22 protein-coding genes are annotated in these 24,631 nt (G+C 63.0%); 7 read left to right on the forward strand and 15 right to left on the reverse strand.

The window, feature by feature from the left end:
- Window positions 1–63: 63 nt before the first annotated feature.
- Window positions 64–993: a ZIP family metal transporter gene (locus tag ACW5W7_RS14945; RefSeq protein ID WP_349921798.1), complete on the reverse strand. Its 930-nt coding sequence runs from the start codon at window positions 991–993 to the stop codon at window positions 64–66.
- 343 nt (window positions 994–1,336) lie between these two features.
- On the opposite strand from ACW5W7_RS14945, the gene ACW5W7_RS14950 reads away from it, so the two are divergent.
- A complete protein-coding gene (locus ACW5W7_RS14950; RefSeq protein ID WP_456502221.1) occupies window positions 1,337–2,968 on the forward strand; it encodes a methyl-accepting chemotaxis protein in 1,632 nt (543 codons plus the stop codon).
- Window positions 2,969–3,083: 115 nt separating this feature from the next.
- On the opposite strand, the gene gloA is transcribed toward ACW5W7_RS14950, so the two are convergent.
- The 8 genes from gloA to rsxA all read right to left on the reverse strand — a co-directional run bounded on the left by gloA (window position 3,084) and on the right by rsxA (window position 10,435).
- Window positions 3,084–3,497, reverse strand: a complete 414-nt coding sequence (gloA, locus tag ACW5W7_RS14955) for a lactoylglutathione lyase (RefSeq protein ID WP_456502222.1) — start codon at window positions 3,495–3,497, stop codon at window positions 3,084–3,086.
- 96 nt (window positions 3,498–3,593) lie between these two features.
- On the reverse strand, window positions 3,594–4,235 hold the full coding sequence (gene nth, locus ACW5W7_RS14960) for an endonuclease III (RefSeq protein WP_349921801.1): 642 nt from the start codon (window positions 4,233–4,235) through the stop codon (window positions 3,594–3,596).
- A 17-nt stretch (window positions 4,236–4,252) separates the two neighbouring features.
- A complete protein-coding gene (locus ACW5W7_RS14965; protein WP_434668409.1) occupies window positions 4,253–5,008 on the reverse strand; it encodes an electron transport complex subunit RsxE in 756 nt (251 codons plus the stop codon).
- A gap of 38 nt (window positions 5,009–5,046) precedes the next feature.
- Window positions 5,047–5,679: an electron transport complex subunit RsxG gene (gene rsxG, locus ACW5W7_RS14970; RefSeq protein WP_456502223.1), complete on the reverse strand. Its 633-nt coding sequence runs from the start codon at window positions 5,677–5,679 to the stop codon at window positions 5,047–5,049.
- 43 nt (window positions 5,680–5,722) lie between these two features.
- Window positions 5,723–6,775 (reverse strand): electron transport complex subunit RsxD, encoded by a 1,053-nt coding sequence (gene rsxD / locus ACW5W7_RS14975; protein WP_434667195.1) that lies wholly within the window; start codon window positions 6,773–6,775, stop codon window positions 5,723–5,725.
- A 3-nt stretch (window positions 6,776–6,778) separates the two neighbouring features.
- On the reverse strand, window positions 6,779–9,280 hold the full coding sequence (gene rsxC, locus ACW5W7_RS14980) for an electron transport complex subunit RsxC (protein WP_456502224.1): 2,502 nt from the start codon (window positions 9,278–9,280) through the stop codon (window positions 6,779–6,781).
- A gap of 2 nt (window positions 9,281–9,282) precedes the next feature.
- Complete coding sequence (gene rsxB / locus ACW5W7_RS14985) at window positions 9,283–9,849, reverse strand: electron transport complex subunit RsxB (RefSeq protein WP_434667201.1); 567 nt, start codon at window positions 9,847–9,849, stop codon at window positions 9,283–9,285.
- A gap of 4 nt (window positions 9,850–9,853) precedes the next feature.
- Window positions 9,854–10,435, reverse strand: a complete 582-nt coding sequence (rsxA, locus tag ACW5W7_RS14990) for an electron transport complex subunit RsxA (RefSeq protein WP_349921806.1) — start codon at window positions 10,433–10,435, stop codon at window positions 9,854–9,856.
- A gap of 112 nt (window positions 10,436–10,547) precedes the next feature.
- On the opposite strand from rsxA, the gene ACW5W7_RS14995 reads away from it, so the two are divergent.
- Both ACW5W7_RS14995 and ACW5W7_RS15000 read left to right on the forward strand, forming a co-directional pair.
- Window positions 10,548–11,444: a DMT family transporter gene (locus ACW5W7_RS14995; protein WP_456502225.1), complete on the forward strand. Its 897-nt coding sequence runs from the start codon at window positions 10,548–10,550 to the stop codon at window positions 11,442–11,444.
- A gap of 53 nt (window positions 11,445–11,497) precedes the next feature.
- Window positions 11,498–11,695, forward strand: a complete 198-nt coding sequence (locus ACW5W7_RS15000) for a hypothetical protein (RefSeq protein ID WP_349921808.1) — start codon at window positions 11,498–11,500, stop codon at window positions 11,693–11,695.
- 68 nt (window positions 11,696–11,763) lie between these two features.
- Here the strand turns inward: ACW5W7_RS15000 and ACW5W7_RS15005 are convergent, their stop codons facing one another.
- The gene (locus ACW5W7_RS15005) at window positions 11,764–13,062 is read right to left on the reverse strand and encodes a methyl-accepting chemotaxis protein (protein ID WP_456502226.1); all 1,299 of its coding nucleotides are present in this window, start codon (window positions 13,060–13,062) and stop codon (window positions 11,764–11,766) included.
- 265 nt (window positions 13,063–13,327) lie between these two features.
- Window positions 13,328–14,380: a helix-turn-helix domain-containing protein gene (locus ACW5W7_RS15010; protein ID WP_456502227.1), complete on the reverse strand. Its 1,053-nt coding sequence runs from the start codon at window positions 14,378–14,380 to the stop codon at window positions 13,328–13,330.
- Window positions 14,381–14,689: 309 nt separating this feature from the next.
- Here ACW5W7_RS15010 and ACW5W7_RS15015 point away from each other — a divergent pair, with 309 nt between their 5' ends.
- Complete coding sequence (locus ACW5W7_RS15015; protein ID WP_456502228.1) at window positions 14,690–17,110, forward strand: beta-glucosidase; 2,421 nt, start codon at window positions 14,690–14,692, stop codon at window positions 17,108–17,110.
- 77 nt (window positions 17,111–17,187) lie between these two features.
- On the opposite strand, the gene ACW5W7_RS15020 is transcribed toward ACW5W7_RS15015, so the two are convergent.
- The gene (locus ACW5W7_RS15020) at window positions 17,188–17,640 is read right to left on the reverse strand and encodes a DUF4124 domain-containing protein (RefSeq protein ID WP_456502229.1); all 453 of its coding nucleotides are present in this window, start codon (window positions 17,638–17,640) and stop codon (window positions 17,188–17,190) included.
- Between the two features lie 353 nt (window positions 17,641–17,993).
- Here ACW5W7_RS15020 and fabV point away from each other — a divergent pair, with 353 nt between their 5' ends.
- Entirely contained in the window at window positions 17,994–19,187 is a 1,194-nt protein-coding gene (gene fabV, locus ACW5W7_RS15025; RefSeq protein WP_456502230.1) for an enoyl-ACP reductase FabV, read from the forward strand.
- 158 nt (window positions 19,188–19,345) lie between these two features.
- Window positions 19,346–20,821: a YfcC family protein gene (locus ACW5W7_RS15030; protein ID WP_456502231.1), complete on the forward strand. Its 1,476-nt coding sequence runs from the start codon at window positions 19,346–19,348 to the stop codon at window positions 20,819–20,821.
- 61 nt (window positions 20,822–20,882) lie between these two features.
- On the opposite strand, the gene ACW5W7_RS15035 is transcribed toward ACW5W7_RS15030, so the two are convergent.
- The gene (locus ACW5W7_RS15035; RefSeq protein WP_456502232.1) at window positions 20,883–22,097 is read right to left on the reverse strand and encodes a pyridoxal phosphate-dependent aminotransferase; all 1,215 of its coding nucleotides are present in this window, start codon (window positions 22,095–22,097) and stop codon (window positions 20,883–20,885) included.
- Window positions 22,098–22,441: 344 nt separating this feature from the next.
- On the opposite strand from ACW5W7_RS15035, the gene ACW5W7_RS15040 reads away from it, so the two are divergent.
- The gene (locus ACW5W7_RS15040) at window positions 22,442–22,651 is read left to right on the forward strand and encodes a DUF1653 domain-containing protein (protein WP_349921816.1); all 210 of its coding nucleotides are present in this window, start codon (window positions 22,442–22,444) and stop codon (window positions 22,649–22,651) included.
- Window positions 22,652–22,713: 62 nt separating this feature from the next.
- Here the strand turns inward: ACW5W7_RS15040 and ACW5W7_RS15045 are convergent, their stop codons facing one another.
- Window positions 22,714–22,971: a GrxA family glutaredoxin gene (locus ACW5W7_RS15045; RefSeq protein ID WP_349921817.1), complete on the reverse strand. Its 258-nt coding sequence runs from the start codon at window positions 22,969–22,971 to the stop codon at window positions 22,714–22,716.
- Window positions 22,972–23,115: 144 nt separating this feature from the next.
- Window positions 23,116–24,561, reverse strand: a complete 1,446-nt coding sequence (gene dacB / locus ACW5W7_RS15050; RefSeq protein ID WP_456502233.1) for a D-alanyl-D-alanine carboxypeptidase/D-alanyl-D-alanine endopeptidase — start codon at window positions 24,559–24,561, stop codon at window positions 23,116–23,118.
- Window positions 24,562–24,631: the final 70 nt, after the last annotated feature.

Here is a 24,631-nt window from a genome sequence, read left to right on the forward strand (position 1 = left end):
GGCAAGTCACAGCCCTCAGGGGCTGCATGGTGGCTAGATATTAGGTGAGAGATCAGTGCCTTATCAACCCAGCGCGGTGTCGAGGGTCATCATCAGGGCAAAGCCCGCCATCAACCCCAGGGTGGCATAGGTCTGATGACCGTTGCGATGAGTCTCGGGGATCACCTCGTGGGAGACCACGAACAGCATGGCGCCGGCGGCGAGCCCCAGACCAATGGGGTAGGCGATGGCCATGCCGCTGGCGAGCCCGACCCCGAGCAGGGCCCCCAGGGGTTCGAGCAGGCCGCTGCCGATGGCGACCAGCACGGCGAGAGAGGGGCGAAAACCGGCGGCGCACATGGCCAGCGCCACCGCCAGACCTTCCGGAATGTCCTGCAGGGCGATGGCGGTGGTGAGCGGCAGGCCCACCGCCATGTCCCCCTGGGAGAAGCTGACCCCGATGGCCATGCCTTCCGGCAGGTTGTGCAGCGCAATGGCAAACACGAACAGCCAGACCCGGGAGCAGCTCTCGTGACCGGGGCCGCAGGGGCCCGTCTTGTCATGTTCATGAGGGGTGAACTGATCCAGCCCCAGCATCAGCAAGACGCCGAGGGTCATGCCGGTCACCACCACGGCGGCGGCGAGAAAGCCGTCCCCCGTGATCCCCTCGGCCGCCTCGAGCCCGGGCAACAGTAGTGAAAAGGCGCTGGCGGCCAGCATCATGCCGGCGGCAAAGCCCAGCATGCCATCCTCCACCCGCTGGGGGACGGATCGCAAAAACAGCGCAGGCAGGGCGCCCAGCGCCGTGGCGGCAAAACCGGCGACCCCGCCGATGAGGCCATAGCGGGCCCCCGGGCTGATGTCCCCCGCCAGCAGCATGACGAGGCTTTGCAGCAGGAGCAGCAACACGGCCAGCAGGGCGATGAGCAGGCCGAGGGCGGTGAGGGGGCGGGCCTGGATCTGCTCGCGAAGCTGGGTGGTCCAGGAGGGGGAGAGGGTCGATACGTTATCCATGGGCAGACCTTGAGACGAGGAAAAGAGCGGACTCCATTACATCCTCGGCGGGGCCCTTTGTCCACGGCATCGGGGCGATTGCCACAATCTGCTCAAGTTTGGTGACCGCCGGTCGATGTTGTGCCGGGCGCCCCGAACGGTGCAGACCTCTGAAAGGGTTCCGCCGCAACGAAAGGCGATGAGGGCCATGGGGGTCTTGTGGTAAGGTGCCGCCCCTGCGAGCGCCGCTTCCCTTGTCGCTCGCGCTTTTTTATCTCCCGTCAGGACGCTTCGGGCCATCGTTTACAGGGACGTGATCGCCATCGTGCACCTGCTTGTCAGCAGTCGAGGATCACCAACCAAGATGTCTTATAAAAATCTCTCCATCGGCAAGAAGATTGCCGTGGTCTTTTCGGTCATTGCCGTCATCAATGTGATATTCGGTCTCTTTCTCGCCAGCGAGCTGCGCGGCATCAGGGATCGGGTGCTGAACTTCACCGATTCCACCCTGCCCAGCGTCATCTCGGTGGAGAATCTGCTCTACGACGTCTCCTATGTTCGCCGCGCCCAGTTTGCCTTGCTGATGATCGACGATGTGGCCGATCTGCAGGCTCGCCGTGGCCGCATTCAGGACAGCATCGGCAAGGTCGAGCGCGCCCTGAGCGCCTACGAGGCGACGGTGGGGGCGGCTCACGAGCGTCAGGCGTTCAACCGTGCCAAGCAGCACTGGCAGCAGTATCTGCGCCAGGTCAACCAGATCGATGTGCTACTGTCTCAGGGCAGCCTGGTTCAGGCGAAGGAGGCGCTGTTCCAGTCCAATGCCGCTTACAGCGATCTGGAGCAGTCGGTCAATGCCCTGGTGGACGTGAACCTCGGCTTCGTGCAGGAGAACCGGGGCAGCCTGCTCGGCAGCGTCACCATGGTGACCACCTCCGCCACCCTGAGTATCGGGGCCTTGCTGTTGTTCATGGGGGTGATGACCTGGTTCCTGACCCGCCAGATCTGCCTGCCGCTCCATGCGGTGGTGGCACAGGCCAATGCCATTGCCGCCGGTGATCTCACCCATCAGCTGGATCGCCAGCAAATCGGCCAGGATGAGCTTGGCATGCTGGCCAAGGCCTCCCTCAAGATGCAGGACAACCTGCGTGGTCTCATCGAGGAGGTGGTGGCCGCCGTGACCCAGCTCGGCGCCGCCATCGAGGAGGTGAGCACCGTCTCCGAGCAGTCGGCGCAAGGGATCCAGAGCCAGCAACAGGAGATCGCCATGGTGGCGACCGCCATGGCCCAGATGAAGGCGACGGTGGCCGACGTGGCGGGCAATACCGAGGTGGCATCCGAGTCAGCCAGCTCCGCCAATGCCCTGGCCAGGCAGGGCAATCGTGAGGTGCAGGGGGCCCTGGTGGCCATCACCCGGGTGGCCGAGGAGATGGAGCAGGCCGGTACCCTGGTGGCCGAGCTGGAGCGGGAATCGGCCCAGATCAACGTGGTGGTGGACGTCATTCGCGGCATCGCCGATCAGACCAATCTGCTGGCGCTGAACGCCGCCATCGAGGCGGCCCGGGCGGGCGAACAGGGCCGTGGCTTTGCGGTGGTCGCCGATGAGGTACGCACCCTGGCGGGTCGTACCCAGGCCTCCACCGGCGAAATCGTCGCCATCATCGAGACCTTGCAGGCCCGCGCCAATCAGGCGAAAGCGGTGACCGGCCAGAGCTGCGAGATGATCCGTCAGTGCGTGAGCCAGAGCGAGCAGACCAGCGACGGCATCCAGCAGATCGAGGTGGCGGTGGGGCAGATAGCCGACATGGCCATTCAGATCGCCAGCGCCTGCGGTGAGCAGGATGCGGTCTCCGACGAGCTCGGCCGCAACGTGGAGCGGATCAATGACTCTTCCAATGAGGTGGCGAGCGGCGCCGATCACACCGCCCGTGCCTGCCTGGAGCTGAGCCAGCTGGCGGCCGGTCTTCGCCAGACCATCGGCCGCTTCCGTCTGGCGTGATGCCAGGCATCGATTGCCGAGACTCGGTGCGCCCCGATGTCGGGCGCACCGGGGAGCTGGCAGATAAAAAAACGGGGCCAATGGCCCCGTTTTTTTATCTCTGGCAAACGGTGGATCAGACGCTCTGGCCCAGACCCGCGCCCGCATCCTTCTTGGCGATCAGCTCAATCTTGTAGCCGTCCGGATCTTCCACAAAGGCGATGACGGTGGTGCCACCCTTGACCGGGCCCGGCTCGCGGGTGATCTTGGCGCCGGCGGCACGCAGGGCCTCGCAGGTGCCATAGATGTCGTCCGCTTCCAGGGCGATGTGGCCGTAGGCGGAGCCCAGCTCGTACTCGCTGACACCCCAGTTGTAGGTCAGCTCGATGACGGCTTCATCCTTCTCGTCGCCGTAACCGACGAAGGCCAGGGTGTACTTGTACTCGCTGTTCTCGCTCTTGCGCAGCAGCTTCATGCCGAGCACCCGGGTGTAGAAGTCGATGGAGCGTTGCAGATCGCCGACGCGTAACATCGTGTGCAGAATTCTCATTGCTTGCCTCTCCAGGTTGGTTATTTGTACTGATTGAGATTCATTCTATGAAATAAAATATCGTTAAAGGCGAGGTGGAAGCACATGCCTCGATACCTAGCTCTCCGGGTAGACTTTTTCTTTGTACTCACACAAGTCCTCGATGATGCAGGATCCGCAGCGAGGCTTGCGTGCCAGACAGGTGTAGCGGCCGTGCAGGATCAGCCAGTGATGCACATCCAGCTTGAACTCGGCGGGCACCACCTTGAGCAATTTCTCTTCGACCTGATCCACGTTCTTGCCCACCGCGAAACCGGTGCGGTTCGATACCCGGAAGATGTGGGTGTCGACGGCGATGGTGGGCCAGCCGAAGGCGGTGTTGAGCACCACGTTGGCGGTCTTGCGTCCCACTCCGGGCAGGGCTTCCAGGGCTTCGCGGTTTTCCGGCACCTCGCCGCCATGGCGCTCCAGCAGGATGGCGCAGGTCTTGATGACGTTCTCGGCCTTGGTGTTGAACAGGCCAATGGTCTTGATGTAGTGCTTCACCCCGTCCACCCCGAGGGCCAGCATGGCGGCCGGGGTATTGGCCACCGGATAGAGCAGGGCGGTGGCCTTGTTGACGCTCACGTCGGTGGCCTGGGCCGACAGCAGGACGGCGATCAGCAGCTCGAATGGCGAGTTGAAATGAAGCTCTGTGGTGGGGTGGGGATTGTCATCCCGCAGTCGCTCCAGAATTTCTCTGCGTTTTTGGTTGTTCATTGCTCTCGAATCTGTGTTTAAAGCTCTGTGGCTCGGGCGCCGGGAGCGGGCACGGCGCAGTGGGCCTTGTCGGCATTGTGCTTGCGGCCCAGCCGATCGTTGATGGCATTCTTGCCGGCGATGAGCAGCCCCAACCCGATGAAGCCACCCGGTGGCAAGATGGCCAGCAGCAGGCTGGCATCGGCGTGGAACAGCTCGATGCGCAGTGACTTGGCCCAGTCCCCCAGCAGCAGATCCGCCCCGTCGAACAGGGTGCCCATACCGATGATCTCCCGCAAGCCCCCCAGCACCAGCAGGACCAGGGTGAAGCCGAGCCCCATCATGAAGCCGTCGACCGCCGCCAGCAGGGGCGGGTTCTTGGAGGCGTAGGCCTCGGCCCGGCCGATGATGACGCAGTTGGTGACGATCAGCGCGATGAAGATGCCCAGCGACTGATAGAGGCCATAGGTGTAGGCGTTCATCAACAGTTGCACGCTGGTCACCAAGGCGGCGATGATCATCACATAGATGGGGATACGGATATCCTTGGGCACCAGGTTGCGCACCAGGGAGACGGCAAGGTTGGAGCCGACCAGCACCACCAGGGTCGCCAGGCCAAGCCCCAGGGCATTGGTGAAGGTGGAGGAGACCGCGAGGGTCGGGCAGAGCCCCAGCACCTGCACCAGAGAGGGGTTGTTCTTCCACAGCCCCTGCAGCATCAGCTCCTTGAGCTCTTCGCGGCGGGCATTGCCCTCGGCCGGGGAGGCCGTGTCAATCACGTCCACCTGTTCCATGGACTCTTGCATTGTCTGTTGCATGGTTGGCTCCGGCATCATGGGGCTGCGTCGCAGGCGGGGGCATCCCGCAGCAGCTCGGGGTGTTCCTGTTGCAGGCGCAGCAGGTTCTTCACCGCCTTGACCACGGCGCGAGGGGTGATGGTGGCGCCGGTGAAGGCGTCAAACTCGCCCCCATCCTTCTTCACCGCCCAGGCCGCGTCATTGTCTGCATTGAGGGTACGGCCGACGAAGCTGTCGATCCAGCGGGATTTTTTCAGCTCGATCTTGTCGCCAAGCCCCGGGGTCTCCTTGTGGGCCAGCACGCGCACCGCGCTGACCGTCCCCTTGGCATCGGTGCCGACCACCATGCGGATGGCGCCGCTGTAGCCGTCGGGGGCGATGGTCTCCAGCGCGTAGCCGGTGGGCTCCCCCTTGAGCGTCGCGCTGTAGAGGGGCATGGGCTGGTCGCTGCCGAGGTATTCACGGCTGGTGACCAACTTGCAACTGGCTACCAGATCGTTGTCATAGCTCCCCTCCGGCAGCAGGGCCGAGAGGATGCGCAGCTTGTCGAGCTGCTGTTGGTGAGCGATGCGATCCTTGGTGAGCTCGTTGGTGAGCACCACCATGGCGGTGCAGGCGAGGGCGAACAGGGCCAGCGTGACGCCGTTTTTGCGCATGCTCTTTAACATGGGGCGCTCCCCTTGGCGTGGATGGGAAAGATCAGGGCGTGAGTCATTTGCGGCGTGCTCCATAGACCTTGGGACGGGTCAGGCTGTCTATCAGCGGAACGCAGAGATTGGCCAGCAACACCGCGAAGGCGAAGGCATCCGGGTAGCCGCCGAAGCGGCGAATGAGGTAGACCAGTACCCCTATCATGATCCCGTAGACGATCCGGCCTCGCGGTGTCGTGCTGGCGCTCACCGGATCCGTGGCGATGAAGAAGGCCCCCAGCATGGTGGCGCCGCTGAACAGATGCAGCATGGGAGTGGCGGTGGCATCCGGTGTCGCCAGATATCCCAGGGTGGCCGAGAGCAGCAGGGCGCCCAGCACGGCCACCGGAATGCGCCAGTGGATCACCTTCTGCTGCAACAGGAACAGGCCCCCCAGCAGGTAGCCGAGGTTGACCCAGCTCCAGCCGATACCGCCCCAGCCCTCGAAGACCTTGTGGGTCATCACCTCGGTGGCGGTGAGGCCCTGGGTCAGACCTGTCTTGAGAGTGTCGAGCGGCGTCGCCATGGTCAGGCCATCCACCCCCTGCTTGAGCTGCAGCATGCTGTAGCCATCGAGGCTGAAGCCGGTGAAGATCACCGAGACCGCATCCCCGAAGCCGATGCCGTAGGCGGCGATGCTGGCGGGGGGGAGCCAGCTGGTCATCTGCACCGGGAAGGAGACCAGCAGCAGCACATAGGCCACCATGGCCGGGTTGAACAGGTTCTGACCGAGGCCGCCATAGAGGTGCTTGGCGATGATGATGGCAAAGGCCGTGGCCAGCACCAGCATCCACCAGGGCAGCAGGGGCGGCAGGGAGAGCCCGATGAGCACGGCGGTGAGGGCCGCGCTGCCGTCCAGCAAGGCCGGTTTCACGGGGCGGCCACGCAGTGTCAGCACCAGTGCCTCCGAGGCCAGCGCCGTCACCAGCGCCAGCACGATCTGAATCAGGGTACCCCAGCCGAAGAACCAGGTTTGCGCCAGGAAACCGGGCAGGCAGGCCAGGATCACCAGCAACATCAGAGTCTGGGTCTGCTTGCGGTTATGGGCAAAGGGCGCAGTCGCGATATTGAACATGGATCAATGGCTCTTGTCTGAAAGTGGGTCTGGCTCGGTCTGGCCTTTCGCGGCGGCCTCGGCTGCCAGTTTTTTGGCCTTGGCACGGGCGATGGCAGCGGCGATGGCCGCTTTCTTGGGGTCGACCTCGGCTACGGGTTCATCCGCTGCAGGAGTGGGTTCCACCACGACAGTATCGGCATCGGACTCCGAAGCCTGGGCCGCCTTCTTGGCCTTGGCCCGGGCGATGGCGGCTGCGATGGCCGCTTTCTTGGGATCGACCTCGGCTGCGGGTTCATCCGCTGCAGGGGCAGGCTCCACCACGGCAGTCTCGGCATCGGACTCCGAAGCCTGGGCTGCCTTCTTGGCCTTGGCGCGAGCGATGGCGGCGGCGATGGCCGCTTTCTTGGGATCGACCTCGGCTGCGGGTTCATCCGCTGCAGGGGCGGGTTCCATCACGGCAGTATCGGCATCGGACTGCGAAGCCTGAGCCGCCTTCTTGGCCTTGGCACGGGCCAGGGCGGCTGCGATGGCCGCTTTCTTGGGGTCGACCTCGGCCGCGGGTTCATCCGCTGCAGGGGCGGGTTCCACCACGGCAGTCTCGGCATCGGACTCCGCAGCCTGGGCCGCCTTCTTGGCCTTGGCACGGGCGATGGCGGCGGCGATGCCCGCTTTCTTGGGATCGACCTCGGCTGCGGGTTCATCCGCAGCAGGGGCGGTCTCAACCACGGCGGCATCGGCATCGGGCTCTGAAGCCTGGGCTGCCTTCTTGGCCTTGGCACGGGCCAGGGCGGCGGCGATGGCCGCTTTCTTGGGATCAACCTCGGCGACGGGAGCACTCTCCCGGGCCTCGGCGGCCAGGTTCTGCACTCCTTCTGCCGCTTCGGCCGCCTTGGCAGCGCGGCGGGCCAGCGCCTCCTGTTTGCGCGCCTCCCGGGCCGCCGCCATATCAGCATTGTCCGGTCTGAGATCCGATGGGGCTGCGCCGTCGGCCGCCTCCTGCTTGGCCTTGAGACGGGCCAGGGCGGCGGCAACGGGGTCGTCGCCCCCCGCCTTGGTCATGGCCTGACGGCGCTGGGCGGCGGCCTCGGCGTGACGAGCCTCGCGGGCGGCCTTCTCCCGTTCGAAACGCGCCTGCTTGGCCTCGAAGCGCAGCTTGGCGCGCTCGGCCTTCTCGGCCTCGGCACGGGTCTCGCGGATATCGTCCTTGGCAATCTTGTAGTACTGCACCAGGGGGATCTCGCTCGGGCAGACCCAGGCGCAGGCACCGCACTCGATGCAGTCGAACAGGTTGAGCCCCTCCGCCTTGTCATACTCCTTGACCCGGCTGTACCAGTAGAGCTCCTGGGGCAGCAGGTTGGCGGGGCAGGCATCAGCACAGGCGCTGCAACGGATGCAGGCCTGCTCGGGGCCGGGTGGCGGCAGCTCGGCCCGGGTGGGGGAGAGCAGGCAGTTGGTGGCCTTGACCACGGGTACCATGGCGTGGGGCAGGGTGAAGCCCATCATGGGGCCCCCCATGATGACCCGCTGATCCGCCTCCGGCTGCAGTTCGAAGCGCTGCAACAGCCAGCGTACCGGGGTGCCGAGGCGCACCCAGGCATTGCCCGGTTGCTTGAAGGCATCGCCGGTGAGGGTAACGATGCGCTCGATCAAGGGCTCACCGTCGATGATGGCGCGCTTGATGGCAAACACGGTGGCGACATTGAGCACCATGATGCCCATGTCCACGGCGCGCCCGCCCTTGGGCACCTGGCGACCGGTGAGCAGCTCTATGGTCTGCTTGGCGCCGCCGGAGGGGTATTTGGTGGGCACCGACTTGACCAGCACGTCCTCATCGGTGGCGTGCGATGTCAAGGCTGCGATGGCGGCGGGCTTGTTGTCCTCCACTCCGATCAGGGTGAGTTTGGGCTTGAGCAGGTGCTTGAGCACCCGGATACCGTCCAGGATCTCGTCCGCGTACTCCTGCATCAGCCGGTCATCGGTGGTGATGTAGGGCTCACACTCCAGGCCGTTGACGATGAGGATCTCGGTGAGCTGACCGCGGCCATCGAGCTTGCTGTGGGTCGGGAACACGGCGCCGCCGAGGCCCGCGATGCCGGCCTGCTGGATGCGCTCGAGCAACTCGCCACGCTCCAGGTTCCAGTAATCGGGACGCCCGTCCCGTGGCCCCCAGGCATCCTCGCCATCCGGGGTGAGCAGCACGCAAAGATCGTCGAGCCCCGAGGGGTGCGCCACCGTATGGGGTTCGATGGCGGTGACGGTCCCCGAGGTGGAGGCGTGCACCGGCACGATGCGGCCCTTGTCATAACGGGTCAGGGGCTGGCCCTTCTTGACCCTGTCACCCACCTTGACCAGCAGATCGCCGGCGGGGCCCGCGTGCTGGCGCACCGGTATGATGAGCTGGGGCGGCAGGCCCGCCTGGACCACAGGGGTCAGGCTGGACTGGTGTTTGTTCTCGGGAGGATGAATGCCGCCGTGAAAATCCCAGAGGGAACCGGCTTTGATACGTTCGAGCAAGGAATGCATGGTTACTCCACTATCTTGACCGGAATGGTGACCTTGGCCAGATCCCATTTCCAGTTATCGACCGTGGTCGGAACCGGGATCATTTCGATACAGTCGGTCGGGCAGGGGTCGACGCAGAGATCGCAACCCGTGCACTCGCTGGTGATGACGGTGTGCATCGCCTTGGTGGCGCCGAGGATGGCGTCGACCGGGCAGGCCTGGATGCACTTGGTGCAACCGATGCACATGTCCTCGTGAATGAAGGCAACCTTCTTGACGGGCACGGCGGCCTCGTCACCGCCGCCAAGGGGTAGGGGCTCGACCCCCATCAGATCCGCTATCTTGCGCATGGTGGCATCGCCACCAGGCACGCACTTGTTGATCTGATCGCCGTTCGCCAGTGCCTCGGCGTAGGGCTTGCAGCCCGGGTAGCCACACTGGCCGCACTGGGTCTGGGGCAGCAGGGCATCGAGCTGATCGACGATGGGATCGGCTTCCACATGAAACTTGACGGCGGCAAATCCCAGAATGATGCCGAAGGCCAGGGCCAGCAGGGCCAGCACCAGAATGGCAAAGAGTATATGAGTCATAGGGCTAGATCTTGATGAGGCCGGTAAAGCCCATGAAGGCAAGCGACATCAGGCCGGCGGTGACCATGGCGATGGAGACGCCGCGAAATGGGGCCGGCACGTCGGCGGCCACCAGGCGCTCACGCATGGCGGCAAACAGGATCAATACCAGGGAGAAGCCGCAGGCGGCGCCGAAGCCGTAGATGATGCTCTGCATGAAGTTGTGGTGTTCGTTGATGCTGAGCAGGGCCACGCCGAGGACGGCGCAGTTGGTGGTGATGAGGGGCAGGAAGATGCCGAGCAGGCGATAGAGGGTGGGGCTGCTCTTGCGGATAACCATCTCGGTGAACTGCACCACCACGGCGATCACCAGGATGAAACCCAGGGTACGCAGATAGGCGATATTCAGCGGGATCAGGATATAGTGCTCCATCAGATAGGAGCAGGCGCTGGCCAGCGTCATGACGAAGGTGGTGGCCAGACCCATGCCGATGGCGGTTTCCAGTTTGCCAGAGACCCCCATGAAGGGGCAGAGGCCGAGAAACTTCACCAGCACGAAGTTGTTGATCAGCACGGTGCCGACCAGTAAAAGCAGGTACTCAGTCATTGAAGATGGGTTATCCGGTGTGAAGGCGGCCGTATTATCTGATTTTAGGTGCCTTTAGACAACCGCAAGGCGGCATGGTTATTATTCAAAATGCCAGTTCATGGAGGAAGTGGTGCGTCCTTTACCTATTTTTGCCCTGACCCTGGCCATGTTGCTCTGGTCCAGTTCCTTCATCGCGCTCAAGCATGTGCTGGAGGTCTGGTCATTCGGCCAGGTGTTGTTCATGCGGATGCTGGTGGCCGCCTGCTGCTGGCTCCTGTGCTACCGCTGGCTCGGTGATTTTCATTATCAAAAAGGGGATTGGCGCTGGCTGGCGCTGATGGGGGCGCTCGAACCCTGCCTTTATTTCTTGCTGGAGGTCAATGCTTTGCGCTACACCAGCGCCGGTCAGGCGGGCATGGTGTGCGCCCTCCTGCCACTGATGGTGGCTCTGGTGGCGTTCGTGCTGCTCAAAGAGCGGGTGAGTCGGCGCCAGTTGCTCGGCTTTGGCATCGCCATCTTCGGCATCGCCCTGCTGGGGCTGGGCGGTGAAGCAGATGAATTTGCTGCCAATGCCTTGCTCGGCAACAGTCTTGAGATGGGAGCCATGCTCTGCGCCGCCACTTATTCTGTGGTGTTCAAGAAACTCTCCAGCCGTTACGGCGTCATGACGCTCACCGCCCTGCAGGCCTTCGTCGGTACCCTCTTCTTCGCGCCCTTCGCCTTTTCTGCCCCCTGGCCCGCCGACTGGGCCTGGCAGGGCATGGCGGTGATCCTCTTCCTCGGCGCCTTCGTGACGCTCGGCGCCTATCTGCTCTACAACTGGTCGGTGACCCAGGTGAAAGTGACCCTGGCGGCGGCTTACGTGAACCTCATCCCGGTCTTCACCCTGCTGCTCGCCTACCTGTTGCTGGGGGAGACCCTGAACGCCCTGCAATGGGTCGCCTGCGCCGCCGTGCTGGCCGGCATCGGGGTGGGCCAGCTACCGGTACGGCGTCCTCAAGGGGCTGTGGTCACCACAGATCCCTGAGCGCTGACATCGGCTACAGTCTGAGGCAGGCGCTGATCTGTGAGGAGTCGATGATGAGCGAGATGAGGTTACTGGCGAGGGCACAGGCGCTGCTCGGCCACCATCCCTTCACCTTGGCCGATGCCAGAGCGCTGGAGGCATTGGAAGAGGAGGCCGTGGGGGAGGAGGGGCTCTGCATCGCCGGGCTGTGGGACGCCGCCTTGCAACAGGCCGATGAGGAGGCCAGGCACTATCTGTCGGGGGAGGATTGAGCGTTCTTCGCCATCTGCATGAAAAAGAGACGGGGCCAGGCCCCGTCTCTTTTTTAAAAGGCCAGCCCCTAGATGGAGAGGCTCTTGACGGTGTCGGAGACCGAGTTGGCATCCTCGATGATCTCCTTGATGACCGAGGAGATGATGTTGGCCTGATCCTGCCCCGCGACCGCCTTGTCGGAGACGATGGAGACGGTCTGGGTGATGCGGGAGGTGATCTCGGAGTTGTGCTTGATGACGGAGACGATCTCGTTGGTGGAGCTGGAGGTGCGCGCCGCCAGTTGCCGCACTTCGTCCGCCACCACCGCAAAGCCGCGACCCTGCTCGCCAGCCCGGGCCGCCTCGATGGCGGCGTTCAGCGCCAGCAGGTTGGTCTGATCCGCGATGCCGCTGATGGTGGAGATGATGGACTCTATGCTGCGGGATTGCTGGTTGAGCTGTTCTATCTGCTGGCTGACTTCCCCCACCGAGGTGTTGATGTGGCGGGAGGTCTCCAGCACCTTGTCGATCACCTCCCGCCCCTTGGCGGCGCTCGACACGGTTTCACTGGCAATGGCACATGCCTTCTGGGCCGCGGCCCGGGTGGAGATGGACTTCTCGATCCGCTCGGTGATGTCGCTCGCCAGCTTGATGATTTTGACCACCTTGCCCTCGTGATTGAAGATGGGGTTGTAGGTCGCCTCCAGCCAGATCTTCTCGCCCCGATGGCCGAGGCGCATAAAGAGGCCGGACTTGATGTCCCCGGACCCGAGATCCCGCCAGAAGTTGGGGTTTTTCTGATAAAACTCGGGCTCGCAGAACAGGCGGTGATGCTGGCCGACCACCTCTTCCAGCCGGTAGCCGAAGCAGCGCAGGAAGTTCTGGTTGGCGGTGATGACGGTGCCGTCCGGCTGGAAATCGATGACGGCGAGGGACTTGTCGAGCGCCGCCAGCAGGGCCTGGGTCCGTTCGAGGGAGGATTGCTGCTGGGTCACATCGGAGGCCACCTTGGCGACCCGGATGACCCGTCCCTCGACGACGATGGGGAAGTAGGTCGCCTCCAGCCAGACGGCCTTGCCCGACTTGGATTGGCGGATGAAGCGGCCACTGCGAAACGCGCCACCGCGCAGATCCTGCCACAGCTTCTCATATTCGGGTGCCTTGACGTCCTCGGGGAAGCAGAGGGCGCTGTGATGCTTGCCGAGCACCTCCTCACGACTGAATCCCACTATCTGCAGGAAGAGGTCGTTGACGAAGGTGACGATGCCCGCCGGGGTAAACTGGATATAGGGTACCTGAGACTGGATGGCCTGCTCGAAGGCGCTCAACTCCGCCATCTTCGCCACCTGTTCACTCGCCTCTTTGCTCGTCTTGCGATTCCAGAACATATGGAGCTCCTCCATGAGATCCTTGAATGGGGTCATAACGGTTATTTGAGCTTGTTAACAATAGCGGCAATCTCCGGGAAAGCTGAATATGCCGTGAATGAAACTTTTGTGTATTGCCCTGATTAATCGTCGATTAATTGCTTGGTGTGCTGCATTCCCCCCTCGTTTGTATTCAAACGAGATTGTTGCTGTGGTCGTCGTGCCACCTGTCGCCGTCTCATGGATAACACGCCGGGAGGCGCTGCACCATTCCCCGGATAGCGGTTCAGACCTTGGCTTCACTCCCTCGCCCGGCGCTGCGCTGTCGATAGTGGCGGGGGGAGGCCCCCAGGTGGGTGGAGAAGAAACGGGAGAAGACAGACAGCGAGGAGAAGCGCAGCCGGTCGCTTATCTCCTGCACGCTCATGCGGCTGTCGGCCAGGAGGGCGCAGGCCTGCTCGATGCGCACCCGTTGCAATACCTTGCTGAAGGTTTGCTCCTCCTGCTGGAGGCGGGCGTTGAGGGTCCAGCGGCTCATGTTCATGACGGCGCAGAGGTGATCCAGACAGCTCGACGCATCCCCCATCGTCTCGTTGCAAAGCGCTTCCCTCAACAGACTCGCCACCATGGCGGCGAAGCCTTGCTCCTGCTGGAGTGTCTGCACCCGCTGGGCTATCTGCTGGCGTTGCTGCCTGTGCAGCAGGGGAAGATGCGTCTCGGCTGACAGGGCGAGATCGGCGTGCCGCAGGCCAAGGACATTGGCCGGCTGACCGAACTGGCAGTGGCAGCCGAAGAGATCGTCCAGGGCCTTGTGCTCGGGGCCGGCCTCCCCGCAAAGTCTCACCGTCAGCTGCGCCCGGGGCGCATAGAGGCGCACCAGCTCCCGCAGCATCATGAAGTTGCCGATGGCCGACTGGCTTTGACCGGGTGCATTGAGTTCGTCGAGGTAGGTGATGAAGAGGTGCTCCCCGTCCCCTTGCAGACGGTAGTCATCGCAGTTGCCGATGATGATCCGGTTGTGGATGTAGCTGTTCACGGCCTCCCCGGCGGTGGGTTGGTTGAGGCAAAACCCCACCAGCTCGGGAAACAGGGCATAGGCGCCGTCGATGATCCTGTCGGGGGCCTCTGTGTGCAGCATGCGCTCGCGCCACAGAAAGTCGAAGGAGGAGACCGCCTGGATGAAACGTTGATGTTGCCTGCCGGTGATGCGGCCATCGGGCTTGTCCAGCTCGTACTGGCTGAGCTGGCAGCGGGCCTGGATGGCGCGGGTATCCACGCCGCTCTCGCGCAGGAAGGCGAGCGTCGTGCGGGCGATGGTGTTTGACACATGCTTTCTCATGAACACTCCCTTTTCATGGCGGCAGCGGATGGCGAGGCGGGCAGCATCCTGCTGCACCGCGCTATTAAGACAGCCTGGCGGCCTGCCGTCTGCGCGCGGGATCAAGCGCCACGAAACCTAAGGTTGTGTCAGGTAACCAAATGTAACGCTGTGACGGCGGTAGGAATATGGTGTCTCGCCACCCCCATGCAAAGTCGTCGCTCCCCCATGCAAAGCAGACCCCCGTTTCCCTGCGATAAGCTGCCCTGGCTTGTCTGGTTACGTCTCTAAGAACAATTTCTCTAAAAACATGGAACGAAAGGGGATCCGATGAAACATCACACTCAGCATCCGGGCTGGAGCGGACTGGCCATCGCCATCGCGCTGGCCCTGGCCACCCAGGGGTGCAACGACAACAGCTCCGAGGCGCCCAAGGAAACCGTCAAGGACAACGCCTACTACCGCAGCCTCGCCGAGGGCATGGTGGCCAGGATGACCCACGACGAGCAGTTGGGCATGCTGGTGGGCCCGGGCTATGTGTTTGCCAACGGCGCCTTCGAGATCAACAGCGAGGCCCTCAATAACCTCAAGGGAGATGTACCGGGCAGCGTGGGTTACATCAACGGGGTATTCAATGCCGAGTCCGGTCTCGACATCGCCGCCAGCAAGATGGCGGACGGGGCCGCCGGGGTGCGCATCTCGCCGACCCGGGAGGGAGAGGGCGGTACCTTCCATGGCACCGCCTTCCCGGTCGGTACCTTGCTGGCCTCGACCTGGGACAGGGATCTGGTCAAGCAGGTGGGGGCCGCCATCGGCAACGAGGTAAAGGAGTATGGGCTGGACGTCTGGCTCGCACCGGGGATGAACATCCAGCGCGACCCCCTCAATGGTCGCGGCTTCGAGTATTTCTCCGAAGATCCCCTGGTCTCCGGGGTGATGGGGGCCGCCGAAGTGGCGGGAGCCCAGGCCCAGGGGGTGGGCACCACCATCAAGCACTTCATTGCCAACAACGCCGAGACCTCCCGCTCCATCGTCGACAACATTATCTCCCCCCGCGCCATCCGGGAGATCTACCTGCGGGGTTTCCAGTATGCCGAAGAGCACGCCAATCCCTGGGCGGTGATGACCGCCATGAACAAGGTCAATGGCACCTACACCGGCCAGTGGGCGGACCTCAATACAAAGGTGCTGCGGGACGAGTGGGGGTTCGAAGGCTTCGTGGTGAGCGACTGGTGGTCAGGGGATGGCCACTATGCGGACATGATCAAGTCCGGCAACGATCTCATCGAACCCGGTGGCCCGGCGCTGCCCTATGGCTACGGCGATGCCCTGACCGGGTTGCAGGAGGCCTATGCGGCCGGTGATCTGAGCGCGGAGGAGATCAAGCAGGGGGCGACGCGGATCCTGACCCAGGTGCTGAAGATGCCCTCCAATCAGGGGTATGTGGCCAGCAATGCGCCGGATCTGGCGGGCCATGCCAGGTTGTCGCGCCAGGCGGCCAGCGATGGCATGGTGCTGCTCAAAAACGAGCAGGGCAGCCTGCCCCTGGCGCAGGGCAGCAAGCTGGCCAGCTTCGGCATTACCCAGGTCAATACCCTGAAGGGCGGAGCCGGCAGCGGAGACGTGAACGCGGCCTATACCGTCAATCTGGTGGACGGGCTGGGCCAGCAGTTCAGCGTCGATGCCGGGCTGGCCGATTTCTATCGCACCTTCTTCGAGCAGAACAAGACGTCGAGCGATTTTGGCGGCATCTCCACCGTAGTGAGCTGCCCGGAACCCGCGCTGGATGCGAGCGAGATCGCGGCCTATGCCGCCAGCAACGAGGCGGCCGTCATCACCCTGGGGCGCAACTCGATGCAGGGGCAGGACAGGGCGAATGCCAAGGGGGATTACCTGCTCTCCGACACGGAGCTGGCGCTCATCGATGAGGTCAGTGCCGCCTTCCACGGCCTGGGCAAGAAGGTGGTGGTGGTACTCAATACCGGCGGCGTCATGGACACCAGCGCCTGGCAGGACAAGGTCGATGCCATCCTGCTGGCCTATATGCCGGGGCAGGAGGCGGGCCATGCCATCGCCGATCTGTTGTCGGGGGCGGTCAACCCGAGCGGCAAGCTGACCCAGACCTTCCCGGCCAGCTACCAGGATGTGCCCTCATCAGCTGGTTTCCCGGGCACGGACACCGACGGGGATGGCACCATCGATACCCATTACTACAACGAGGGGATCTATGTGGGGTATCGCTACTACGCGACCTTCGGCAAGGGGGTGAATTACCCCTTCGGCTATGGGCTCTCCTATACCCAGTTTGACTATAAAAACGCCGCCATACAGAGCAATACACTGCCAGATTCGAACGGGAAAGTGACCCTGACTGCCACCGTCTACAACAGCGGGGCCGTGGCGGGGCGTGAAGTGGCCCAGGTCTATGTGGCGGCGCCGGCCGGCGCTCTCAGCAAACCCGCCATCGAGCTCAAGGCGTTTGCCAAGACCCGGTTGCTGGCTGCGGGGGCGAGCGAGACCCTGAGCTTCGAGATCCCGGCGAGCTGGCTGGCGAGCTTTGACGGCGCCACCAACGAATGGGTGATGGAGCCCGGCGCCTACAAGGTGTATGTGGCCCCCTCATCGGATGTGACGGGCATTGCGCCGCTGACCTTCAATCTGGCCAGCCGGCTGGTGGTCGGCAAGACGACGCCGGGGGCGCTGGCACTGCCTGCCGGGGTGACGGAGGCCTCCTTCGAAACGCAATATTGATGGGTCAAGAGGCGCGGTGTTGGGGGAGCTTGGCTCCCCCTTTTTTCGTATCACAGCAACCTGGAACAGGGGGCCGATTATTTTTGCTGCTGCAGGGTGGTTATCTGCTTGTTCAGGGCTTCCATCTCGCTCTGATGGCGGCGGCTCATGTCCCGGATCTCGGCGGCGGAGCGCCGCGCACCGCCGTTATCGTCCTCGGAGGCAGCCGTCCCCGTCAGCTGTGCGTTGTAGCGGGTGATTTCGCCGTTCATTTTCTGGGTCTTGGCCTCCATCTCGGCGCGCAGGGTTGCCAGCTGGCGCTGCTTCTGGCTGGCGGCGAGATCTTTCTCGATCGCTTCGGTCTGCTTGCTGGCCTGGGCCACTGCCTCGGCTGGCGGGGTGTAGATGCGCAAGTCCATGGGTTTGGCATTGCCGGCGCAGGGAATGTCGCTGAAGGTGACCTGGCCGTTGACGGTACACTGGTAGACGGCGGCCTGCACCAGTGGCGACGCGAGCAGGCCGACGAGACAGATGACCAGAGTGCGTGACATGAACTTCTCCTTGCGTGTTGGCTCCGGCAGGGCCCGGGCGGGCCGTTTGCCTCTTCCTGAAACAGTAGTCGTTTAAGCGATTCGCTTCCTGATGGGCCAGCCTGTGTGGGGCGCTAATGGGGGGAGGGCGCCTGCGCTGGCAATCATGGGGCTGGCATCAGGCATCTGCCGGTGCGGGTCATGGTGGCCATCTGGCTCGCCATGCACCCGCTGAAAGGGCGACGTCGTGGCCAGGATGGTCAGGGCCCATGGACACAAAATGGCGGTGGTTCAACACATCAGAGCACCTAATCGCGGCAAGATGAGGTATCTTATGCCCCGATTTCATCCATCAAACGGATAAGAGACAACACATGATCATCAAACCCAAGGTTCGTGGCTTTATCTGCACCACCACCCACCCGGTTGGCTGTGAGGCCAATGTCCGTCGCCAGATCGCCTACACCCAGGCACAGGGCACCATCGAAAATGGTCCCAAGAAGGTACTGGTGATCGGCGCCTCTACCGGTTATGGCCTGGCTTCCCGCATCGCCACCGCCTTTGGCTCCGGCGCCGCCACCATTGGCGTCTTCTTCGAAAAAGCGGGCACCGAGACCAAGCCCGCCACCGCCGGCTGGTACAACTCCGCCGCCTTTGACAAGGCCGCCAAGGAAGCCGGTCTGTACGCGAAAAGCGTCAACGGCGATGCCTTCTCCAACGAGTGCCGCGACACCGTCATCAACCTCATCAAGCAGGATCTCGGTCAAATCGAGCTGGTGGTCTACTCCCTGGCCTCGCCGGTGCGCAAACTGCCGGATACCGGCGAAGTAGTCCGTTCCGCCTTGAAACCCATCGGCGAGACCTACACCACCACCGCCATCGATACCAACAAGGATCAGATCATCACCGCCACCGTCGAGCCGGCGAATGAGGAAGAGATCGCGAACACCATCACCGTCATGGGCGGTCAGGACTGGGAGCTGTGGATGTCGGCCCTGCGTGATGCAGGTGTGCTGGCTGACGGCGCCAAGTCCGTGGCTTACTCCTACATCGGTACCGATTTGACCTGGCCCATCTACTGGCATGGCACCCTGGGCCGCGCCAAGGAAGACCTGGATCGCGCCGCCAGCGCCATCCGCGGGGATCTGGCTGCCAAGGGCGGCACCGCCCACGTGGCCGTGCTCAAATCCGTGGTGACCCAGGCTTCCTCCGCCATTCCGGTGATGCCGCTCTACATCTCCATGGCCTTCAAGATCATGAAGGAGAAGGGCATTCACGAGGGCTGCATGGAGCAGGTCTATCGCATGATGCGCACCCGTTTGTACGGCGCCGATCTGGCCCTGGACGAGCAGGCCCGCATCCGCATGGATGACTGGGAATTGCGTGACGACGTACAGCAGACCTGCCGGGATCTCTGGCCCTCCATCACCACCGAGAACCTGTCCGAACTGACCGACTACACCGGTTACAAGCAGGAGTTCCTGCGCCTGTTCGGTTTCGGTCTGGACGAGGTGGACTACGAGGCGGACGTGAACCCGGACGTCAAGTTCGACGTGGTCGAGCTCTGAGCCTGACACCGATGAAGAGGGGCCCTGCGGGGCCCTTTTTTATGGGAAATCATCGTGCTTCACCGATTTTTATTATTCTCGATCACCTTTTGGGTTCATCAAACCCGCTAGTCTTGCGCTGATCGGATCACTGACGGCCCTGCCGAGGAAAGGAAACTATGACCAGCCCCCAAGCGGCGCGATCGAGGCGCCAGCTCCCCACCGTTTATACCCTGCTCTTCATCATCATCGCCCTGATGGCGGCCCTCACCTGGGTGTTGCCGGCGGGCAAATATGACTATGTCACCGCCGACAGCAATCAGCCGATCGCGGCCGCCGCCGTGGCGGATTACAGCGGCGGTGAGCGCCTGCTGCCGGTGCCTGGCAGTTACACCGAGCTGCCCGCCCACCCGCAGGGGGGGTTCGAGGTGCTCAAGGCCCCTATCCAGGGCTTTCACAAGGCCGCGGACGTGGCGCTGTTCGTGCTCATCATCGGCGGTTTTCTCGCGGTGACCATGCAAAGCGGCGCCCTGGATGCCGGGGTCGGCGCCATCGTGCGCGCCTTCGCCGGTCGTGAGCGGCTGCTCATCCCGGTACTTATCGCCCTGTTTGCCCTCGGCGGCTCCACCTTCGGCATGGCGGAGGAGACGGTGGCCTTCTGGGCACTGATCGTGCCGGTGATGATGGCGGCGGGCTTCGATCGCATGGTGGCGGCGGGGATCATCCTGCTGGGCTCCGGGGTCGGGGTACTGGCGTCCACCGTCAACCCCTTTGCCACCGGCATCGCGTCGGGCTTTGCCGGCATCCCCATCGGGGATGGCATCGGCCTTCGCGTCATCTTGTGGCTGCTGCTGGTGATCTTCGCCTCCTGGTTCGTGATGCGCTACGCCAAGCGGGTGCAGCAGGACAAGGGCAGCTCCGTGCTCGCCGACATTCACTACGACGACGAGTTCGCCCAGATGAAGAGCGGGGACGGGCTCTTCAGCGGCAAGCAGAAGCTCACCATGGCGGTGTTCTTCGCCACCTTCCTGCTGATGATCTATGCGGTGGTGCCCTGGTCGGATCTGGGCATTGTCTGGTTGCCGACCCTGGGCTGGTGGTTTGACGAACTCTCCACCCTGTTCTTCAGCGCCTCCATCCTGATCGCGCTCATCAACCGGATGCCGGAGTCCAGCTATGTGGCGACCTTCCTGAACGGGGCGCGGGATCTCATCGGGGTGGCGCTGGTGGTGGCGGTGGCCCGGGGCATCTATGTGGTGATGGAGCAGGGGGTCATCATCGACACCATATTGCACTGGGCTGAGGGGCTGGTGAGCGGCCTGTCATCGTCGGTGTTCATCCTGGTGGCCTATCTGGTGCACATCATCCTGAGCTTCTTCATCCCCTCCACCTCGGGGCTGGCCACCGTCTCCATGCCGCTGATGGGGCCGCTCGCGGACTTTTCCGGCATCTCCCGGGATCTGGTGATCACCGCCTATCAGTCCGCCTCCGGCTGGATCAACCTGTTCGCTCCCACCGCCGCCCACCTAGTGGCGGGGCTGGCGCTCGCCAAGATCCCCTACGATCGCTTCGTGCGCTGGGTGCTGCCCTTCATCGTCGGGGTGGCCCTCATCACCATGGGGGTGCTGGTGGCCGGTGCCCTGCTGCACGGCTGATGGCTTGGCCAGCGACAGATAGCAAAAAGGCTCCCGCGGGAGCCTTTTTCGTGAACCGAGCTTACTGTTTGTAGCCCTTGAGGAAGCGGGCGAAGCGGCCGATGGCCTCTTCCAGCTCCTCTTCCCGGGGCAGGAACACCAGCCGGAAGTGATCCGGTGCGGGCCAGTTGAAGCCAGTTCCCTGCACCAGCAGCAGTTTCTCCTGCTGCAGCAGGTCGAACACCATCTTCTGGTCATCGCGGATGTCGTACACCTTGGGATCCAGGCGCGGGAACATGTAGAGCGCCCCCTTGGGCTTGACGCAGGAGACCCCGGGGATCTCGTTCAAGAGTTCCCAGGCCTTGTCCCGCTGGCGGCGCAGACGTCCCCCCGGCAGGATCAGCTCGTTGATGCTCTGGTAGCCGCCAAGGGCCGCCTGGATGGCGTGCTGCATGGGTACGTTGGAGCACAGCCGCATGGAGGCCAGCATCTCCAGCCCCTCGATGTAGCCCTTGGCGCGCCCCTTGGGCCCGGTGATGACCATCCAGCCCTGGCGGAAGCCACAGGCGCGATAGGCCTTGGAGAGGCCGTTGAAGGTCACCACCATCACATCCTCACACAGGGTGCAGACGCTGGTGTGGGAGATGTCGTCGTAGAGGATCTTGTCGTAGATCTCGTCGGCGAAGATGATGAGATTGTGCTGGCGGGCGATCTCGATCAGCTCCAACAGGAACTCGCTGCCGTAGACGGCGCCGGTGGGGTTGTTCGGGTTGATCAGCACCAGGCCGCGGGTACGCGGGGTGATGCGGGCGCGGATGTCGTCCAGATCCGGATACCAGTCGGCCCCTTCGTCACAGCGATAGTGCACCGCATGGCCGCCGGAGAGGGTCACCGCCGCGGTCCAGAGCGGATAGTCGGGGGAGGGCACCAGCATCTCGTCGCCGTTGTTGAGCAGCGCCTGCATGGCCATGACGATGAGTTCGCTCGCACCGTTGCCGATGTAGATGTCATCGATGTCGACCTTGCGCATCCCCTTCTGCTGGTAGTACTGCATCACCGCCTTGCGGGCGGAGAAGAGCCCCTTGGAGTCGCAGTAACCCTGGCTCTGGGGCATGTTGAGGATCACATCCTTGATGAGCTCCTCCGGCGCCTCGAAACCGAAAGAGGCCAGGTTGCCGATGTTGAGCTTGAGAATGCGGTGGCCTTCGTCTTCGAGACGGCGAGCTTCTTTATGCACCGGGCCGCGGATGTCATAGCAGACATCGTCGAGCTTGTGCGACTTGTCGATCGTGAACATGGTGAGCGTGATTCCTTCCCCTGGGGGCGCGTTGGCAGAAAGCGTTTTTTAGTATCAAATATTTCTACCTCTATTCTTCACAGAATTGAATGCTAGAACAATCTAATTTATGGAATAAATCCCTGATATCGGGCCTCTAAACAGGGTTGCTGATCCGTTAAATTCAGCAGGATCTTTTGCCGGTTTCCCCACAAGGCAGTGAAAGATGGGGAATGACCCCATAAAGCCAAGGCGGTGTATTGAAATAAACGCGCTATCTGGCACGATTGGCTGGTCTGAAAAAGGGCCTTGGTGCCCTGTCGCCCCATAGACGGGGCTCTCTCATCCTTCATCGAGGCACTCTCATGCACGCACCTGCACCCGGCCGTTATCGTCACTTCAAGGGGGGGCTCTATCGGGTGCTCACCCTGGCCCGGCACACCGAGACCGGGGAGTCCCTAGTCATCTATCAGTCCGAGCAGGATGGGGAGGTCTATGCCAGGCCCGTTCCCATGTTCATGGAGTGGATTGAGCATCAGGGGCAGGTGGTGAGCCGCTTTACCCCCCTGGCGTGAATCCCCCCGGTTTTGACCATGAAAAAGGCGCCATCAGGCGCCTTTTTTGTGCAGTCTCGGGATCAGAGCCCCAGGTTGGCACGGGCGTAGGCTTCAAAATCGGTGCAGCCACCGATGTGCTGCTCGTCCAGGAAGATCTGCGGCACCGTGGTGACGGGCTTGCCCGCCTTGGCGGCCAGATCGTCCTTGGTGAGCCCTTCGGCGTTGATGTCCACGTAGCGGAACTCGAAGTCATCGCGATCCTCGGTCAGTTGCTCGGCGATCTGCTTGGCACGAACACAATAGGGGCAACCGGGGCGACCAAAAATTTCTACAAACATCGTTTCTCTCCGTTAAATTCGCCGCTAAGACGAGGTTTGCCACAGCATAGCCTCGCCCTTGGGCCAGTCAAAGTGGAAATTGCCGATACGGTCATTCGCCGTATTCGATAGAGGCCACCCCGCGCGCAAGGCGGCCGTTTGCATTTATTGCGCGGCAATCTGGATGGGTTGCTGCTGGTAGATGCTCTCCAGAATGCCCTTCTCGAACACGGTCCAGGGCCAGGGGGCCTTGCTGGCACGGTAACGTTCATGGGTGGCCGGATCCTGGGAAAGGCCGCGCTGGAACACCACGAAGGCCTTGCGCTGACCACCGGCGGTGTCGATGAAGCCCGCCAGGTTGGAGGTACCGGTGATGGTGCCGGTCTTGGCGTGGACCTTGTTCTTCATCATGGGGGCGGTGACGCTGCGTCTCCAGGCCAGGGTACCGTCCACCTGGGAACTCGGCAGCAGCTTGATGAAGTCGAGCTGGGCGTCGTTCTTCTGGATGAAGTTCAGCACCGAGAGCATCTGGCGGGCGCTGATGAGGTTGTGGGCGGAGAGGCCGGAGCCGTCGGCCAGGGTGGCGTTGCCCAGATCGATGCCGTTCTTGGTCAGGATGGCGCGTACCGCCATGGTGCCGCTGCGATAGCTGCCCGGCTTGTTGTAGTAGTGGCGGCCGACTGTTTTCAAGAAGGTATCGGCATAGAGGTTGTCGGATTTTTTCAGCATCTTGGCGAGCATGACCGGCAGGGAGACCGAGTAGTGGGTGGCCAGCGTCGCTGCGCCCACCGGCGCCTGATGGGTGACGCGCAGCAGGCCGTCGTGGCTGATGCCGGCCCGGTTCATGGCCCAGCGGATGTTGTCCCAGCCCCAGGCTTCCACGTCGTGGATGGCAAAGCGCAGTCCCTGGGGTTCCTTGTTCGGGGTGATGCAGCCCTTGAGCTCATAGAAGTTGCCCTTGGCCATGTCCACTTCCAGGGCGCAGAACTGACGCGCCATGTCGCCATAGCTCATCACCTCCACGTTGTCGGCGCCGATGCCGATGGGCACGCCGGTGGCGACGTTACCGACAGCGGGCTTGCCAATCTGGGTAGCAGTGACGGTGCCGTAGGCACAGTTCTTGTCGATGATGACCGAGGAGACGGGGGCTGCGAAGCAGAGGGTCTGATCCCCCCATGACCAGCCGTTGCCGCGCTCGTAGCCGTTGTAGGCCCCGGTGTTGACGTAGACATTGCCCTTGATGCGGGTCACGCCGAGCTGTTTGAACAGGGCGACCAGGTCCATGCGGGACAAGGTGGGATCACCGACGAAGTTGATCCAGATGTCACCGTTGATGGCATCCCCCTGCTTGGTGCCGGCCTGGGCCTGGATGTCGGTGGCGAAGCGGAAATCGGCGCCGAGTTCGAGGCGGGCGGCCAGGGCGGTGAGCACCTTCATGGTGGAGGCGGGGGCTATCATGTCATCGGCGTGGCTTGCGAACTCCACCCCGCTGTTGCCCTGCACGATGACGGCATACTGGCCCCCCTTGGGGGGCGTGAGCGGAGCGGCGGGTGCCACAGTGGAAAATAGCGTGGAAACGAGAGCACATAAACCAATCAACTGCCGCTGCATAAGATCCTCAAACTGAACGAAGGGGGCGGCATCTTGTACCATCCCCGATAATCAAAATCGGCATTTCATC

Source organism: Aeromonas intestinalis (assembly GCF_054052485.1).